This is a genomic window from Streptomyces sp. RGM 3693, assembly GCF_050471125.1.
Taxonomy (GTDB): domain Bacteria; phylum Actinomycetota; class Actinomycetes; order Streptomycetales; family Streptomycetaceae; genus Streptomyces.
Genome location: NZ_JBMPPQ010000003.1, coordinates 1502077 through 1515808, shown reverse-complemented (window position 1 = coordinate 1515808; position 13732 = coordinate 1502077). Strand labels below are relative to the sequence as shown.

Genomic DNA, 13732 nt, shown 5'->3' with positions numbered 1-13732 from the left:
GGTGGGGCCATTGGGAGACCTTGGCGCCGACGTGCGACGATGTGCGGCATGTCGCCGCAGCGCCCCGATCGGAGCAACCCCCACCCCTCGGCGGGGCGTCCCGACGCGTCCATGTCGCTGCTGACCAACGTGATGGACCACAGCCTCGACGACGGTTACGCCGAGGCTGCTGCGCGGAAGTCCGCCGAGGGCGTCAGCGGCCTGCCGCGCACGCTGCGGGCGAAGTTGGGCCTGGCGGCCGGTCTGGTACTGGCGGCGCTGGTGGTGACCGTAGGGGCGGCACAGGCTCGGGTGTCGGCGCCGACACTGGCCAAGGAACGCGAGGAGCTGATCCACCGCATCCAGAAGGGCACCGCCGAAGCGGACACCCAGCAGCAGCGGGTGGACACGACCCGGGACGCGGTGGACCGGATGCAGCGCGAGGCGCTGAAGCAGCACGGTGACGGCAAGGCCGAACTGTTGGCGCTGCTGGCCGGTTCCACCCAGGTCACCGGACCGGGCGTGAAGCTCGTCGTGGACGACGCCAAGGGGTCGGAGGCCGGGACCGGGGGCCCTCGCGAGAGCAGCGATTTCTCGGACACCGGGCGGGTACGCGACCGTGACATGCAGCGTGTCGTCAACGGCCTCTGGCAGTCCGGTGCGGAGGCCATCTCCGTCAATGGGCAGCGGCTTACGTCGCTCTCGGCGATCAGAGCCGCGGGAGACGCCATACTGGTCGACAACAAGCCACTGGTGCCGCCCTATACGGTGCTGGCGGTGGGGAACGGGCAGCGGCTGAGCACCGAGTTCCAGGACAGTGCCGACGGCCAGTATCTGCACGTGCTGCAGGAGAACTACGGCGTGCGCGCCAGGATTTCCGTGGAGAGCGAGGTCACGCTGCCGCCCGCGCCCAGTTTGACCGTACGTACTGCAAAGCCGAAGGCCGGTGCCGCGAAGGCGGACGGCGCCGACACAGGGAAGGGCACATCGTGATCGCCGTACTGGGCCTCATCGTGGGAGTCGTGGTCGGAATTGTCGTCCGACCCGTGGTGCCGACGGTGGTCGAGCCCTACTTGCCGATCGCTGTCGTCGCCGCTTTGGACGCCGTGTTCGGCGGTCTGCGGGCGATGCTGGACGGCATCTTCGACGACAAGGTCTTCGTCGTCTCCTTCCTGTCGAACGTCGTGGTTGCCGCCCTGATCGTCTTCCTCGGCGACAAGCTGGGCGTCGGCGCTCAACTTTCCACCGGCGTCGTCGTGGTGCTCGGCATCCGCATCTTCTCCAACGCTGCCGCGATCCGCCGGCACGTCTTCCGGGCGTGAGGCCGATGGCAGCGGACGAGACCCCGGAGCCGGAGCGCACGCCCGAGGAGCGGTCGGAGCGGAAGCCCGGCCCGGCGCAGGACGGTTCTCAGGAGCACCCGGCCGAGCGGCGGCCGATGCCGCCCGAGCGACCCCGTAGGCCCGGATGGGCGGAGGAGCGGACCGGCGGGCCGGAACCGGAGCGCGAAGAGCCGGAAGCAGGGCAGAACGGGACGGAACCGGCAGTTGGTGCCGACACGGATGCGGCGACGGACGAGGAAGCCGTGCCGTCTCCGGCGACCGGTCGGCAGCGGCTGCGGGCCAGTCTGTGGCCGCCGCGACTGACCCGGGCTCAACTGATCGTCGCGTTGCTCCTGTTCATTCTCGGCCTCGGCCTCGCGATTCAGGTACGTTCCACGAGTGACAGCAGTGCGCTGCGGGGTGCACGCCAAGAGGACTTGGTGCGCATCCTGGATGAACTGGACAATCGCTCCCAGCGGTTGACGGATGAGCAGCGGCGCCTGGAAGGGCAGAAGACCGAGCTGGAGAACAGCTCGGACCAGGCTGAGGAGGCCCGTAAGCAGACCGTGGAGAAGGAACAGCAGCTGGGCGTACTGGCCGGGACCGTCGCGGCGCAAGGCCCCGGCATAAACCTGACCATCGACGATCCCCACCACTCCGTGGAAGCGGACAAACTGCTGGACACCATCCAGGAACTGCGGGCGGCCGGCGCCGAGGCCATCCAGGTCAATGACGTTCGCGTCGTCGCGAACACCTCTCTCTCGGACCTCCGGGGCGGGGTGGAGATCGACGGCAAGCGCGTCACGCCGCCGTACCGGTTCAAGGTCATCGGGAAGCCGGAGGACCTGGAGCCGGCGCTCAACATCCCTGGCGGAGTGGTCCAGACGCTGGAAAAGGAGCAGGCCAAGGTGTCTGTGACCCGTGAACAGAAGATCATTGTGGACGCCTTGCGGGAGGCGAAGCGGCCTGACTACGCTCGGTCGTCATCCCAGTGAGGCATCTACGTATGGTGATGGCCCGGCGAGGGCATGAGGTAGCGGGGGGTCGACGCACCGTGCGTGTGGTGTGTGGTGGAAACTGTCTGAAGGCCACGGACGTTCACAGGATGTCCGGATCGGCCATTGTGTGCATCGAGGGTTCGTCCTGCCCCACGGGCGGGTCTGTGTCGTACAAGGGGAATCGCCCGTGAAGTTGTTTGGAAAGCTGTTCGGCAAGAGCGCGCGCCAGGAAGGCGACGGCGGCTCGGCGCGGCATCGCGCCCCGCGCCGGCCGGAGGAAGAAGGTGCGTCCGAGAACCGTCCGCTCTTCCGTGATGAGGTTGGCGGTCCGTCCGGGGGGCACGGCGCGGGTTCTGTTGACCCCTCCGGTGCTGGCCGCATAGGTTCCCAGGAACCATCAGCCGCACACACGGGTGGAGGGTCGACCTTGCCGGTTTGTACGAGGTGTGGGCACCGGAACGCCGAGGCGAGCCGGTTCTGCTCCAACTGCGGCGCGCCGCTGCGTGCTGGCGCCCAGCCCGAGCGGGCCTCCGAGACGACCTCGACGATCTCCATCTCGGGGATCGAGGCGTACGACGCGGAGGCGACCGGGCAGAACCTCTCGCCCGCGCTCTCCCCGGAGGCCCAGGCGGCCGTCGACGCCCTCCCGATGGGCTCGGCGCTGCTGGTCGTCCGCCGGGGTCCGAACGCCGGCAGCCGCTTCCTCCTGGACGGTGAGCTGACGACGGCGGGCCGGCACCCGCAGGGCGACATCTTCCTCGACGACGTGACGGTCTCCCGCAGCCACGTGGAGTTCCGCCGCGGTTCGGACGGTCGCTTCACGGTCACCGACGTCGGCAGCCTCAACGGCACCTACGTCAACCGCGAGCCGATCGACTCCGCGGTCCTCTCCAACGGCGACGAGGTACAGATCGGCAAGTACCGCCTGGTCTTCTACGCGAGCCAGCGGGGCGTCGGTATCTGACCGCCAGGGAAGGCATATGCGCCACACACCGACAGGCGGTGCCGGTTCGTCCGGCGCCGCCTCCTTGGACCGCAAACCGATGAGCATCGGCACCGTGCTCAACGTGCTGCGCGAGGAGTTCCCCGAGGTCACCATCTCCAAGATCCGGTTCCTGGAGGCCGAGGGGTTGGTCGAACCGCAGCGCACGCCTTCCGGGTACCGCAAGTTCACCGCGGCCGACGTCGAGCGACTGGCCGGCGTGCTGCGGATGCAGCGGGACCACTACCTCCCCCTGAAGGTCATCAAGGAGCATCTCGACGCCCTGGAGCGGGGCGAGCAGGTGCAACTGCCCGCTCCGGCGGCGCCGCCCCGGGATCTGGTCGAGGGCGCGCCGGACCCGGACGAGGAGCACCCGACGGCCGCTCGGATCGGCCGGGCGGAGCTGCTGGCCGCCACCGAGGTGGACGAGGCGACGTTCGCCGACTGGGAGTCGTACGGACTCATCGTGCCCCACGAGGGCGGGGGGTACGACATCGAAGCCGTCACCGTCGCCAAACTCGTGGCGGACCTCGGCCGCTTCGGTCTGGAGCCGCGGCACCTGCGTGCCGTGAAGGCGGCCGCGGAGCGCGAGGCGGGGCTGGTCGAGCAGGTCGTTGCACCCCTTCGGCGGCACCGCAATCCGCAGACCCGGGCCCATGCCGAGGCCACCGCCAGGGAGCTGGCCATGCTGTCGGTGCGGCTGCACGCGGCGCTGTTGCAGAGCGCCCTTCGCGTCCGTCTGCCGTGAGCAAACGAGTGCCCGACTACCCAAACCTGCCGGGCACGGCCTAGGGTTGCTGTGTGAACGAGCTCGACGTCGTGGGTGTCCGGGTGGAGATGCCTTCCAGCCAACCGATCGTGCTGCTGCGGGAGGTGGGAGGCGACCGTTACCTGCCCATTTGGATCGGGCCGGGAGAGGCCACCGCCATTGCGTTCGCCCAGCAGGGCATGGTCCCTGCCAGGCCGCTGACACATGACCTCTTCAAGGACGTGCTGGAAGCCGTGGGGCAGGAGCTCACGCAGGTCCGGATCACGGATCTGCGTGAAGGGGTCTTCTACGCCGAACTGGTCTTCGCCAGTGGCGTCGAGGTCAGTGCCCGGCCGTCGGACGCGATAGCGCTGGCGCTGCGCACCGGGACGCCGATCTTCGGTACCGACGGTGTGTTGGACGATGCGGGGATCGCCATCCCGGACGAGCAGGAGGACGAGGTGGAGAAGTTCCGCGAGTTCCTCGACCAGATCTCGCCCGAGGACTTCGGCACTAACCAGTGAACCGGCCAGGTGAACCACCTGTTTCCGGCCAACCTGTAATCCCTTCCCCGTGACAAGTCACGAGAAACCACTCGTAGGGTGATTATCACTCGGCGTGGCGAGCGCGGCGATCGTTGACGCACCCCGAGCGACTGCATACCGTCGATATGGCAGGTCCCGTCCGGGACGTGAAGGACGGAGGGCGGCGTGGCAATCACCGGCGACGGTACGGCGGCGGAAGGGGCATTGCCGCTCCACGCGGGCGCGGCGACGAACCGCAGCCCGGTACAGGCCGCTGCGATGTCGGGGGACCGCGAGGCGGAGAGCATCGGCTACCGCGGACCGACCGCATGCGCGGCGGCGGGCATCACCTACCGACAGCTGGACTACTGGGCGCGGACGGGCCTCGTGGAGCCCAGTATCCGGCCGGCCTACGGGTCCGGGACCCAGCGGCTCTACAGCTTCCGGGACGTCGTCGTCCTGAAGATCGTCAAGCGGTTGTTGGACACCGGGGTGTCGCTGCAGAACATCCGCGCCGCCGTCCAGCATCTGCGGGCGCGGGGGCTGGACGACCTGACGCGGATGACGCTGATGAGCGATGGCGCGACGGTCTACGAGTGCACCTCGCCCGACCAGGTCGTGGATCTGCTCCAGGGCGGCCAGGGCGTCTTCGGGATCGCCGTGGGCGTGGTGTGGCGGGACGTGGAGGGTGCGCTGTCACAGCTCCACGGGGAGCGGGTGGACACCGGCGAGACGCTGATCGGGAAGAACCCGCACGACGAGTTGGCGCGGCGCCGCAACCGGGCCGGCTGACGGCTCCCGGGCGGTTCCCGGCCCGGGACCGGGTCGATTGTCAGTGGTGTGCGGCAGCATCAGTGGTGTGAGACGTGCGCCGACGATCCTGCATCTGGACATGGATGCGTTCTATGCGGCCGCCGAGCAGGCGGCCAAGCCGAGCCTGCGGGGAAAACCCGTGGTCGTCGGCGGGATCGGGCCGCGCGGTGTGGTCGCCACCGCCTCGTACGAGGCGCGGGTCTTCGGGGTACGTTCGGCGATGCCGACGGCGCAGGCGCGCCGACTGTGCCCCAATGCCGCTTATCTCAATCCCCGGTTCACGCTGTACCGCCAGGTGAGTGAATCGGTCATGGAGCTGCTGCGGGCGTTGTCACCGCTCGTGGAGCCGCTGAGCCTGGACGAGGCCTTCGTGGACCTGGAGGCCGGCGGGGTGGCGGCGGAGACTGCCGCGGTGCGAGCCGTGGGGGAGCAGCTGCGGCGCGATATCCGGGCGGCCACCGGGCTGACCGGTTCGGTGGGGCTGGCCGGCGCCAAGATGCTCGCCAAGATCGCGTCCGAGGCGGCGAAACCGGACGGCCTGGTGGTCATCGAGCCGGGCACCGAGCGGGAACTGCTGGGGCCGATGCCGGTGCGGACGCTGCCCGGGGTGGGGCCGGCGACGGCCGAGACGCTGCGCCGGGCCGGGATCCACACCGTCGCGGAGACCGCGGAGGCCGGCGAGGCGGAGCTGGTGCGGTTGCTCGGCAAGGCGCACGGCACCGGGCTGTACGGGATGGCGCTGGGCCGGGACGAGCGGCCGGTGGTGGCCGAGCGGGATGCGAAGTCGGTGTCGGTGGAGGACACCTTCGAGGTCGACCTGACTGACCGGACGCGGGTGCGGACCGAGGTGCTGCGGCTGGCCGATCGGTGTGTGGTGCGACTGCGGGCGGCCGGGCGGTCCGGGCGCACGGTGGTGCTCAAGGTGCGGAACTACGACTTCTCGACGCTGACCCGGTCGGAGACCCTGCGCGGGCCGACCGACGACCCGGCGGTCGTCCGGGAGGCCGCCGTGCGGCTGCTGGAGACGGTGGACACCACGGGTGGGGTGCGGCTGCTGGGCGTGGGGGTGAGCGGGCTGGCCGACTTCACGCAGGAGGACCTGTTCGCCCAGCTGGCCACGGAGCGGGAGGCGGCGGAGCAGGCGGCGGGCGGGACGGCGGAACCGGAAGCGGCGGGGGTGCCGGAGTCCGGTGCGGAGCTGCCGCGGCGCTGGCACCCGGGGCTGGACGTGGTCCACGAGGAGTTCGGTGCCGGATGGGTGCAGGGCAGTGGCGTGGGGAGGGTGACCGTGCGGTTCGAGACGCCGTGGTCCGCACCGGGGCGGGTGCGGACCTTCGCCGTCGACGATCCGGCGTTGCGGCCGGGCGAGCCCCTGCCGCTGCCGGGCGAACCGGATCAGTCGTCCGCGCCGGCGATCCGCCCGAAGTCGGCGTCGCCGGCCGACGAGGCGGAGTCCGCGGCCGGTGCGGAGATATCCAGGCGGTAGTGGTGGTAGAGCTGGAGTTCCTGCTCGGGGGAGAGGTGCCGGCCGACGCCGAAGTCCGGGGCATCCTTGATCAGCTTGCGGTCGTAGGGGATGTGCAGGCTGTCGCCGACCATCTTGCTCGGTTCCAGGGGAACGAACGCATCCCGACTGAACAGGCCGGTGCGGACGGCCGCCCATTCCGGTTCGCCCGTCGCGTCGTCGAGGTAGACCTCGTCGACGGTCCCTATTTTCGCGCCGTTCCGGTCGAACGCTTTGCGGCCGATGAGGCTCCGGGGATCGATATCGGTTTGCACGGTCCCTCCAATTGGTCGCAACTGCCTTGTGACAACTACGAAACGGCACATTTCATGCCTCGGCCACTCGAAGGATCGTTCCGGCAGTGCGCTGGTAGGCTGGCGAATGGCCGTCGACCCCATGCGGGAGAGTCCTTTGTCGTTCGCGACCAGGGGCGCCGAAGGAGCAAATCCTCCCCGGAATCTCTCAGGCACACGTACCGCATGGATGAGGTCACTCTGGAAAGCAGGGCGGGCCACGGGCAGGTACATGCCGGAACCCTTCCTCACCGACGGTGAAAGCCGGACCGCAGCGCGCGGGCCGGTGAAGCTCTCAGGTTGAGATGACAGAGGGGGAGGCCGTCCGGGCACCAGCGCCGTGGTGCCCCTCGTAGGTCGTACTGACCAGGAGGCCCCCGCAGATGACCACCAACCGCATCTCCCTGACCGAACTGGAGCGCGGCACTCCGTTCGAGCGCCGGCACATCGGGCCCGACCACGAGGCGCAGGCCAAGATGCTCGCGCAGGTCGGCTTCGGATCGCTGGACGAGCTCACCGCCACCGCCGTCCCCGACGTGATCAAGAGCGCCGAGGCGCTCGGCCTGCCGCAGGCCCGTACCGAGGCCGAGGTCCTGGCGGAGCTGCACGCGCTCGCCGACCGCAACCAGGTCCTGTCGTCCATGATCGGACTCGGCTACTACGGCACGTTCACCCCGCCGGTGATCCTGCGCAACGTCATGGAGAACCCGTCCTGGTACACGGCCTACACGCCCTACCAGCCGGAGATCTCGCAGGGCCGCCTGGAGGCCCTGCTGAACTTCCAGACCGTGGTCGCCGACCTGACCGGACTGCCCACCTCCGGTGCGTCCCTCCTGGACGAGGGCACCGCCGCCGCCGAGGCGATGGCGCTCGCCCGCCGGGTCGGCAAGGTCAAGCAGGGCGTCTTCCTGGTCGACGCGGACTGTCTGCCGCAGACCGTCGCCGTCATCCAGACCCGCGCCGAACCGACCGGCGTGGAGGTCGTGGTCGCCGACCTCACCGACGGCATCCCGGACGAGATCGCCGAGCGCGGTGTCTTCGGCGTACTGCTCCAGTACCCTGGCGCGTCCGGCGCCGTGCGCGACCCGCGGGCGGTGATCGAGCGGGCGCACGAGCTGGGCGCGATCGTCACCGTCGCCGCCGATCTGCTGGCGCTGACGCTGCTCACCTCGCCCGGCGAGCTCGGCGCCGACATCGCGATCGGCACCAGCCAGCGCTTCGGTGTCCCGATGGGCTTCGGCGGGCCGCACGCCGGCTACATGGCCGTCCGCGAGCAGTACGCCCGCAGCCTGCCCGGCCGCCTGGTGGGCGTCTCCGTCGACGCCGACGGCAACAAGGCCTACCGCCTGGCACTGCAGACCCGCGAGCAGCACATCCGCCGTGAGAAGGCCACCAGCAACATCTGCACCGCGCAGGTGCTGCTCGCCGTCATGGCCGGGATGTACGCCGTGTACCACGGCCCCGACGGGCTGCGCACCATCGCCCGCCGCACCCACCGGTACGCCGCGATCCTGGCCGAGGGCCTCAAGGCCGGCGGCGTCGAGCTGCTCCACGACGGCTACTTCGACACCCTGACCGCCCGGGTGCCCGGCCGGGCCGCCGAGGTCGTCGCCGCGGCCCGCGAGGCCGGCGTCAACCTCCGCCAGGTCGACGCCGACCTGGTCGGCATCGCCTGCGACGAGACCACCGGGCGCGCCCAGCTGGCCGGCGTCTGGGGCGCGTTCGGGGTCCACGGCGACATCGACGCGCTGGACGCGGCCGCCGCCGACGCCCTTCCGCAGTCGCTGCAGCGCACCGACGACTACCTCGGCCACCCGGTCTTCCACCAGCACCGCTCCGAGACCGCGATGCTGCGCTACCTGCGCACCCTCGCCGACAAGGACTACGCGCTGGACCGCGGCATGATCCCGCTCGGCTCCTGCACGATGAAGCTGAACGCCACCACCGAGATGGAGCCGGTCACCTGGCCCGAGTTCGGCCAGCTGCACCCCTTCGCCCCGGCCGACCAGGCCGAGGGCTACCTCACGCTCATCCGGGAGTTGGAGGAGCGGCTCGCCGCGGTCACCGGCTACGACAAGGTGTCCATCCAGCCCAACGCCGGCTCCCAGGGCGAGCTGGCCGGTCTGCTCGCCGTCCGCGCCTACCACCGTGCCAACGGGGACGAGCAGCGCACCGTCTGCCTGATCCCGTCGTCGGCGCACGGCACCAACGCCGCCAGCGCCGTGATGGCCGGTATGAAGGTCGTCGTCGTCAAGACCGGTGAGGACGGCGAGGTCGACGCCGACGACCTGCACGCCAAGATCGAGAAGCACCGGGACGAACTGGCCGTCCTGATGGTCACCTACCCGTCCACGCACGGCGTGTTCGAGGAGCACATCACCCAGATCTGCGCCGCGGTGCACGAGGCCGGCGGTCAGGTCTACGTGGACGGCGCGAACCTCAACGCCCTGGTCGGCCTCGCCGAGCCGGGGAAGTTCGGCGGCGACGTCTCGCACCTCAACCTGCACAAGACGTTCTGCATCCCGCACGGCGGCGGTGGCCCCGGCGTCGGCCCGGTCGGCGTCCGCGCCCACCTGGCGCCGTACCTGCCCAACCACCCGCTACAGCCCACCGCGGGTCCGGAGACCGGCGTCGGTCCGATCTCCGCGGCCCCCTGGGGCTCGGCCGGCATCCTGCCGATCTCGTGGGCGTACGTCCGCCTGATGGGTGGCGAGGGCCTCAAGCGCGCCACCCAGGTCGCGGTGCTCAGCGCCAACTACGTCGCCAAGCGCCTGGAGCCGCACTACCCGGTGCTCTACACCGGTCCCGGCGGGTTGGTCGCCCACGAGTGCATCATCGACGTCCGGCCGCTGACCAAGGCGACCGGCGTGAGCATCGACGACGTCGCCAAGCGGCTCATCGACTACGGCTTCCACGCGCCGACGATGTCCTTCCCCGTGGCCGGCACGCTGATGATCGAGCCGACCGAGAGCGAGGACCTCGCCGAGCTGGACCGGTTCTGCGACGCGATGATCGCCATCCGCGCCGAGATCGACAAGGTCGGCTCGGGGGAGTGGGACAAGGACGACAACCCGCTGCGCAACGCCCCGCACACCGCGGCCGCGCTCGGCGGCGAGTGGACCCACCCGTACACCCGCGCGGAGGCCGTCTTCCCGGCCGGGGGCGCCGCCGCGGAGAAGTACTGGCCGCCGGTGCGCCGGATCGACGGCGCCTTCGGTGACCGCAACCTCGTCTGCTCCTGCCCGCCGCTGGACGAGTACGACGCCTGATCCCCTCGGCCACCGGTGGCAACATCAAGGGCCCTCGGCTGCTGCGCCGGGGGCCCTGGTGTACGTGCCGGGTGGCCGCGGGATCAAGCGGCGGCGGTGACCCGGGTCGGGGCGATGACCTGCCCGTCCGGCAGCAGCTCACCGGTGTCCTCGAAGAGCAGGACGCCGTTGCACAGCAGGCTCCAGCCCTGCTCCGGGTGGTGCGCCACCAGGTGCGCGGCCTCCCGGTCGGTGGAGTCGGCTGACGGGCATGGCGGTTGATGCTGGCACATGGAAGTTGTCTTTCGCTGCGGAGTGGTGAACGTCGTGCGGCTCGACGAGGTGGTCATGGCCGCTCCCCCGTTTCCTGTCGGTCCCAGTCTTGCCCTACGGACGGGATTCCGCAGGGATTTCGCAGCAGCGGTACACACTCGATAGTGACGCGTCACCCGTGCGGGCGGTTGCTCCCAATTGAGCGTGTGCCCCCGGGGGTTGGCGCGCCACCGGCGCACGGGGGCGGACACGGCGGTGCGCCCCGCGGTCGAGGAGTCCACGGGGCGCATCGGCGCAGGGCGGGCGTGCGGGTGAGGGGCGCCCGTCAGGCTGGTTCGCGGAGCAGGGGCGCCGGGCCCAGGCGGAGGGTCAGGCGGGGCAGCAGATCGGCGACCCGCTGCGGGAGGTGGGAGGCGATCCCGGGCGGGGCGGGCGCCAGCGGCACCAGGAGGTCACCGGTGGTGGGCATCCCGTCGGCGCCGTCCGCGGTGAGGTCGTGGTGCAGCCACAGGGTCAGCATGTACAGCTCCGGCACGGACAGCAGCCGCGGCTGGTAGGGCGCGGTGAGGGACTCGGCCTGTTGCAGGGCCCGCTCCGTGGCGGCGACGTAGGGGCCGTCGCAGAAATGCGAGAACGTCCAGCCGTCGGCCGTGAGCCGGGCCTCGGCGGCGGCCACGGCGCGCTCTCCGCCGCGGACCAGGAAACGCCAGCCGGCGAGGCGGGTGCGCGGCGGACCGGCCTGGCTGACGTCGTCCCAGACGTGCACCGGCAGCGGGTGGTCGGGGCTCAGCGGCCCCTGATGGGTACGGAGCGCGGAGGCCGGGGCCTCGCGGACCGCGGTGGGGGAGCCGAGGGCGCTGAGGACGCTGCGCAGGGCGGGCGCAGGGGCGGGAGGAACGTGCAGCGGCATGGCGGGTCGCCTCTCACTTAGGAGACACGGTGGAGCGTGGCAGTGCGGACGGCGCTGTCTGCGGGCGGGTCAGAGCCTGGCTGACCGGAGCTGCGGACCGGGTGGGTCGGCAGCGGTGCCGGGCACCGATGGGGGCACCGCCACGCTGACGCCAAATCTCTGCCTCGTCTGCGAAGTTTATACGACACATGTTCTGGAAGTGTTTCGGCTACTCGCCTTGTGGATTTCCGGCAAGGTGGAATTCGGCCCGGTGCACGGGGTGATTTCCGCCGCTTTGTGCGGGGGGTAGGGGAGGTCACCTCGTAATTCTGCGACGGAGCGGTAGGCCGGAACCCGTCGGTGTTTTTTACGAGCGAATTGCGGACGGCGCTGGCCATCGAGATATGCCGGTGGAAAATGCCCCGTGCTCGTCTCCGCGAGAGTAACGGTACCGGCATGCCCTTGAGGCGTTATCGATCAGATTGCCGGGGCATCATCGACCGTAGCCCGTGCTCGGGGTGCCGGGGGCGGCGTCCCGCAGCCCGTGGTCGCCAGCCGTTCACTCTAGGAGGGACCCGCCGATGGGGGAGAAGGTCACCGCGGACGGGATCGACCTGGCGGACCGGGAGCGCTATCGAAGAAAGCTGCACGACTGTCTGGAGGGATTGCACCGGCTCCTGGCGGAGAAGCGGTTCGACCGCCCCAAGAATCTCATGGGGCTGGAGATCGAACTCAATCTCGCAGGCGCCGACGGACTCCCCCGCATGCTGAACTCACAGGTCCTCGAAAGGATCGCCAGCGGCGATTTCCAGACCGAACTCGCCCAGTGCAATCTAGAGGTCAACATCACCCCGCACCGATTGTCCGGCCGCGTTCTGGACCAGCTCTCCGAAGAACTCCGCACCGGACTCGGCTACGCGGAGCGAAAGGCCCGCGAAGTCGCCGCCCGCATCGTCATGATCGGCATTCTGCCGACCCTGAACGCCGACGACCTCACCGTCGCCAGCCTCTCCGCCAACGACCGCTACGTCCTGCTCAACGATCAGATGAGGGCCGCCCGCGGCGAGGACTTCGCCATCGACATCCAGGGCGTCGAGCGCCTGGTCACCCGGTCGCCGTCGATCGCCCCCGAAGCCGCCTGCACCTCCGTCCAACTGCACCTCCAGGTGACGCCCGGTCGGTTCGCCGCCGTCTGGAACGCTGCCCAGGCGATCGCCGCCGTCCAGATAGCCGTCGGCGCCAACTCGCCGTTCCTGTTCGGGCGGGAGCTCTGGCGCGAATCGCGGCCGCCGGTCTTCCAGCAGGCCACCGACACCCGCGCCCCCGAACTCCAGGCCCAGGGAGTGCGCCCGCGCACCTGGTTCGGCGAGCGCTGGGTGGACTCCGCGTACGACCTGTTCGAGGAGAACCTGCGTTTCTTCCCGCCGCTGCTACCGCTGTGCGGACCCCAGGATCCGCTGCGCGTCCTCGATGCGGGCGGGGTGCCCGACCTCGCCGAACTGATCCTGCACAACGGCACGATCTACCGCTGGAACCGACCCGTCTACGCGGTCGCCGACGGCGTCCCGCACCTCCGCGTGGAGAACCGGGTCCTGCCGGCCGGTCCCACCGTCGCCGACGTCATGGCCAACACCGCCTTCTACTACGGCCTGGTGCGCGCCCTGGCCGAACAGCCGCGCCCCGTGTGGACCCGACTTCCGTTCAGTGCCGCGGCCAGCAACTTCGACACCGCCTGTCGGCACGGCATCGACGCCACCCTCCGCTGGCCCCGACCCGGCCGCGCCGGCGGCCTCGCGGAGGTCCCCGCGGTACGCCTCGTCCAACAGGAACTGCTGCCGCTGGCGGCCGCCGGGCTGGACGCCTGGGGCATCGAACCGGCCGACCGGGACCACTATCTGGGCATCATCGAGGCCCGCTGCGCGCGCCGGACCAACGGGGCGGCCTGGCAGGCCGCGGCGTTCCACCACGCGTTGCGGCAGGGCCTGCCCCGGGACGCCGCGCTGGCCGCGATGACCCGGCGCTACAGCGAGCTGATGCACACCGGGGAGCCGGTGCACACCTGGCCGGTGGCGTGGCCGGTCGGCGGGGCCGTCGTACCGGCGCAGCGGCGGACGGCGCCCGAGGGGAGCGTCTCGTAGCACCGCCACGCGGCGCGTCCG

The 13732-nt window shown here is 70.5% G+C and carries 13 protein-coding genes and 1 riboswitch; of the genes, 10 read left to right on the top strand and 3 right to left on the bottom strand.

Annotated features, from left to right (window positions below; all coding sequences use genetic code 11):
- Positions 1 to 48 precede the first annotated feature (48 nt).
- The 8 genes from ACO0M4_RS35200 (at position 49) to ACO0M4_RS35165 (ending at position 6852) form a co-directional block, all read left to right on the top strand.
- The gene (locus tag ACO0M4_RS35200; RefSeq protein ID WP_430375135.1) at positions 49 to 972 is read left to right on the top strand and encodes a DUF881 domain-containing protein; all 924 of its coding nucleotides are present in this window, start codon (positions 49 to 51) and stop codon (positions 970 to 972) included.
- On the top strand, positions 969 to 1301 hold the full coding sequence (locus ACO0M4_RS35195) for a small basic family protein (protein ID WP_016578706.1): 333 nt from the start codon (positions 969 to 971) through the stop codon (positions 1299 to 1301). The genes ACO0M4_RS35200 and ACO0M4_RS35195 overlap by 4 nt, the downstream gene beginning before the upstream one ends.
- A 5-nt stretch (positions 1302 to 1306) precedes the next feature.
- Positions 1307 to 2296, top strand: a complete 990-nt coding sequence (locus tag ACO0M4_RS35190; protein WP_430375134.1) for a DUF881 domain-containing protein — start codon at positions 1307 to 1309, stop codon at positions 2294 to 2296.
- A 118-nt stretch (positions 2297 to 2414) separates the two neighbouring features.
- Positions 2415 to 3263 carry an FHA domain-containing protein gene (locus tag ACO0M4_RS35185; RefSeq protein WP_430375367.1) on the top strand — a complete coding sequence of 283 codons (849 nt, stop codon included), beginning with the start codon at positions 2415 to 2417 and terminating at the stop codon, positions 3261 to 3263.
- A 16-nt stretch (positions 3264 to 3279) separates the two neighbouring features.
- Positions 3280 to 4029, top strand: a complete 750-nt coding sequence (locus ACO0M4_RS35180) for a MerR family transcriptional regulator (RefSeq protein WP_430375133.1) — start codon at positions 3280 to 3282, stop codon at positions 4027 to 4029.
- Positions 4030 to 4082: 53 nt separating this feature from the next.
- Complete coding sequence (locus ACO0M4_RS35175; RefSeq protein WP_016571419.1) at positions 4083 to 4553, top strand: bifunctional nuclease family protein; 471 nt, start codon at positions 4083 to 4085, stop codon at positions 4551 to 4553.
- 186 nt (positions 4554 to 4739) lie between these two features.
- Entirely contained in the window at positions 4740 to 5345 is a 606-nt protein-coding gene (locus ACO0M4_RS35170; RefSeq protein ID WP_390021420.1) for a MerR family transcriptional regulator, read from the top strand.
- A gap of 67 nt (positions 5346 to 5412) precedes the next feature.
- Positions 5413 to 6852, top strand: coding sequence for a DNA polymerase IV (locus tag ACO0M4_RS35165; RefSeq protein WP_430375132.1), 1440 nt, complete (start codon positions 5413 to 5415; stop codon positions 6850 to 6852).
- Here the strand turns inward: ACO0M4_RS35165 and ACO0M4_RS35160 are convergent.
- Positions 6762 to 7145, bottom strand: coding sequence for a PRC-barrel domain-containing protein (locus ACO0M4_RS35160; protein ID WP_430375131.1), 384 nt, complete (start codon positions 7143 to 7145; stop codon positions 6762 to 6764). The genes ACO0M4_RS35165 and ACO0M4_RS35160 overlap by 91 nt on opposite strands.
- A 114-nt stretch (positions 7146 to 7259) precedes the next feature.
- A riboswitch (glycine riboswitch) is annotated at positions 7260 to 7358 on the top strand.
- A gap of 188 nt (positions 7359 to 7546) precedes the next feature.
- Here ACO0M4_RS35160 and gcvP point away from each other — a divergent pair.
- A complete protein-coding gene (gene gcvP, locus ACO0M4_RS35155; RefSeq protein ID WP_430375130.1) occupies positions 7547 to 10432 on the top strand; it encodes an aminomethyl-transferring glycine dehydrogenase in 2886 nt (961 codons plus the stop codon).
- A gap of 83 nt (positions 10433 to 10515) precedes the next feature.
- Here the strand turns inward: gcvP and ACO0M4_RS35150 are convergent, their stop codons facing one another.
- On the bottom strand, positions 10516 to 10704 hold the full coding sequence (locus tag ACO0M4_RS35150) for a DUF5999 family protein (protein WP_308303825.1): 189 nt from the start codon (positions 10702 to 10704) through the stop codon (positions 10516 to 10518).
- Between the two features lie 305 nt (positions 10705 to 11009).
- Complete coding sequence (locus ACO0M4_RS35145) at positions 11010 to 11594, bottom strand: hypothetical protein (protein WP_430375129.1); 585 nt, start codon at positions 11592 to 11594, stop codon at positions 11010 to 11012.
- A 560-nt stretch (positions 11595 to 12154) separates the two neighbouring features.
- Here ACO0M4_RS35145 and ACO0M4_RS35140 point away from each other — a divergent pair.
- Positions 12155 to 13711 (top strand): glutamate-cysteine ligase family protein, encoded by a 1557-nt coding sequence (locus ACO0M4_RS35140; protein WP_430375128.1) that lies wholly within the window; start codon positions 12155 to 12157, stop codon positions 13709 to 13711.
- Positions 13712 to 13732 lie beyond the last annotated feature (21 nt).

What these genes read in the sequence shown, in the direction of transcription:
- ACO0M4_RS35200 (WP_430375135.1), top strand. Translation starts at nt 49, where the DNA reads ATGTCGCCGCAGCGCCCCGATCGGAGCAACCCCCACCCCTCGGCGGGG.
- ACO0M4_RS35190 (WP_430375134.1), top strand. Translation starts at nt 1,307, where the DNA reads ATGGCAGCGGACGAGACCCCGGAGCCGGAGCGCACGCCCGAGGAGCGG.
- ACO0M4_RS35180 (WP_430375133.1), top strand. Translation starts at nt 3,280, where the DNA reads ATGCGCCACACACCGACAGGCGGTGCCGGTTCGTCCGGCGCCGCCTCC.
- gcvP (WP_430375130.1), top strand. Translation starts at nt 7,547, where the DNA reads ATGACCACCAACCGCATCTCCCTGACCGAACTGGAGCGCGGCACTCCG.
- ACO0M4_RS35150 (WP_308303825.1), bottom strand. Translation starts at nt 10,704, where the DNA reads ATGTGCCAGCATCAACCGCCATGCCCGTCAGCCGACTCCACCGACCGG.
- ACO0M4_RS35145 (WP_430375129.1), bottom strand. Translation starts at nt 11,594, where the DNA reads ATGCCGCTGCACGTTCCTCCCGCCCCTGCGCCCGCCCTGCGCAGCGTC.
- ACO0M4_RS35140 (WP_430375128.1), top strand. Translation starts at nt 12,155, where the DNA reads ATGGGGGAGAAGGTCACCGCGGACGGGATCGACCTGGCGGACCGGGAG.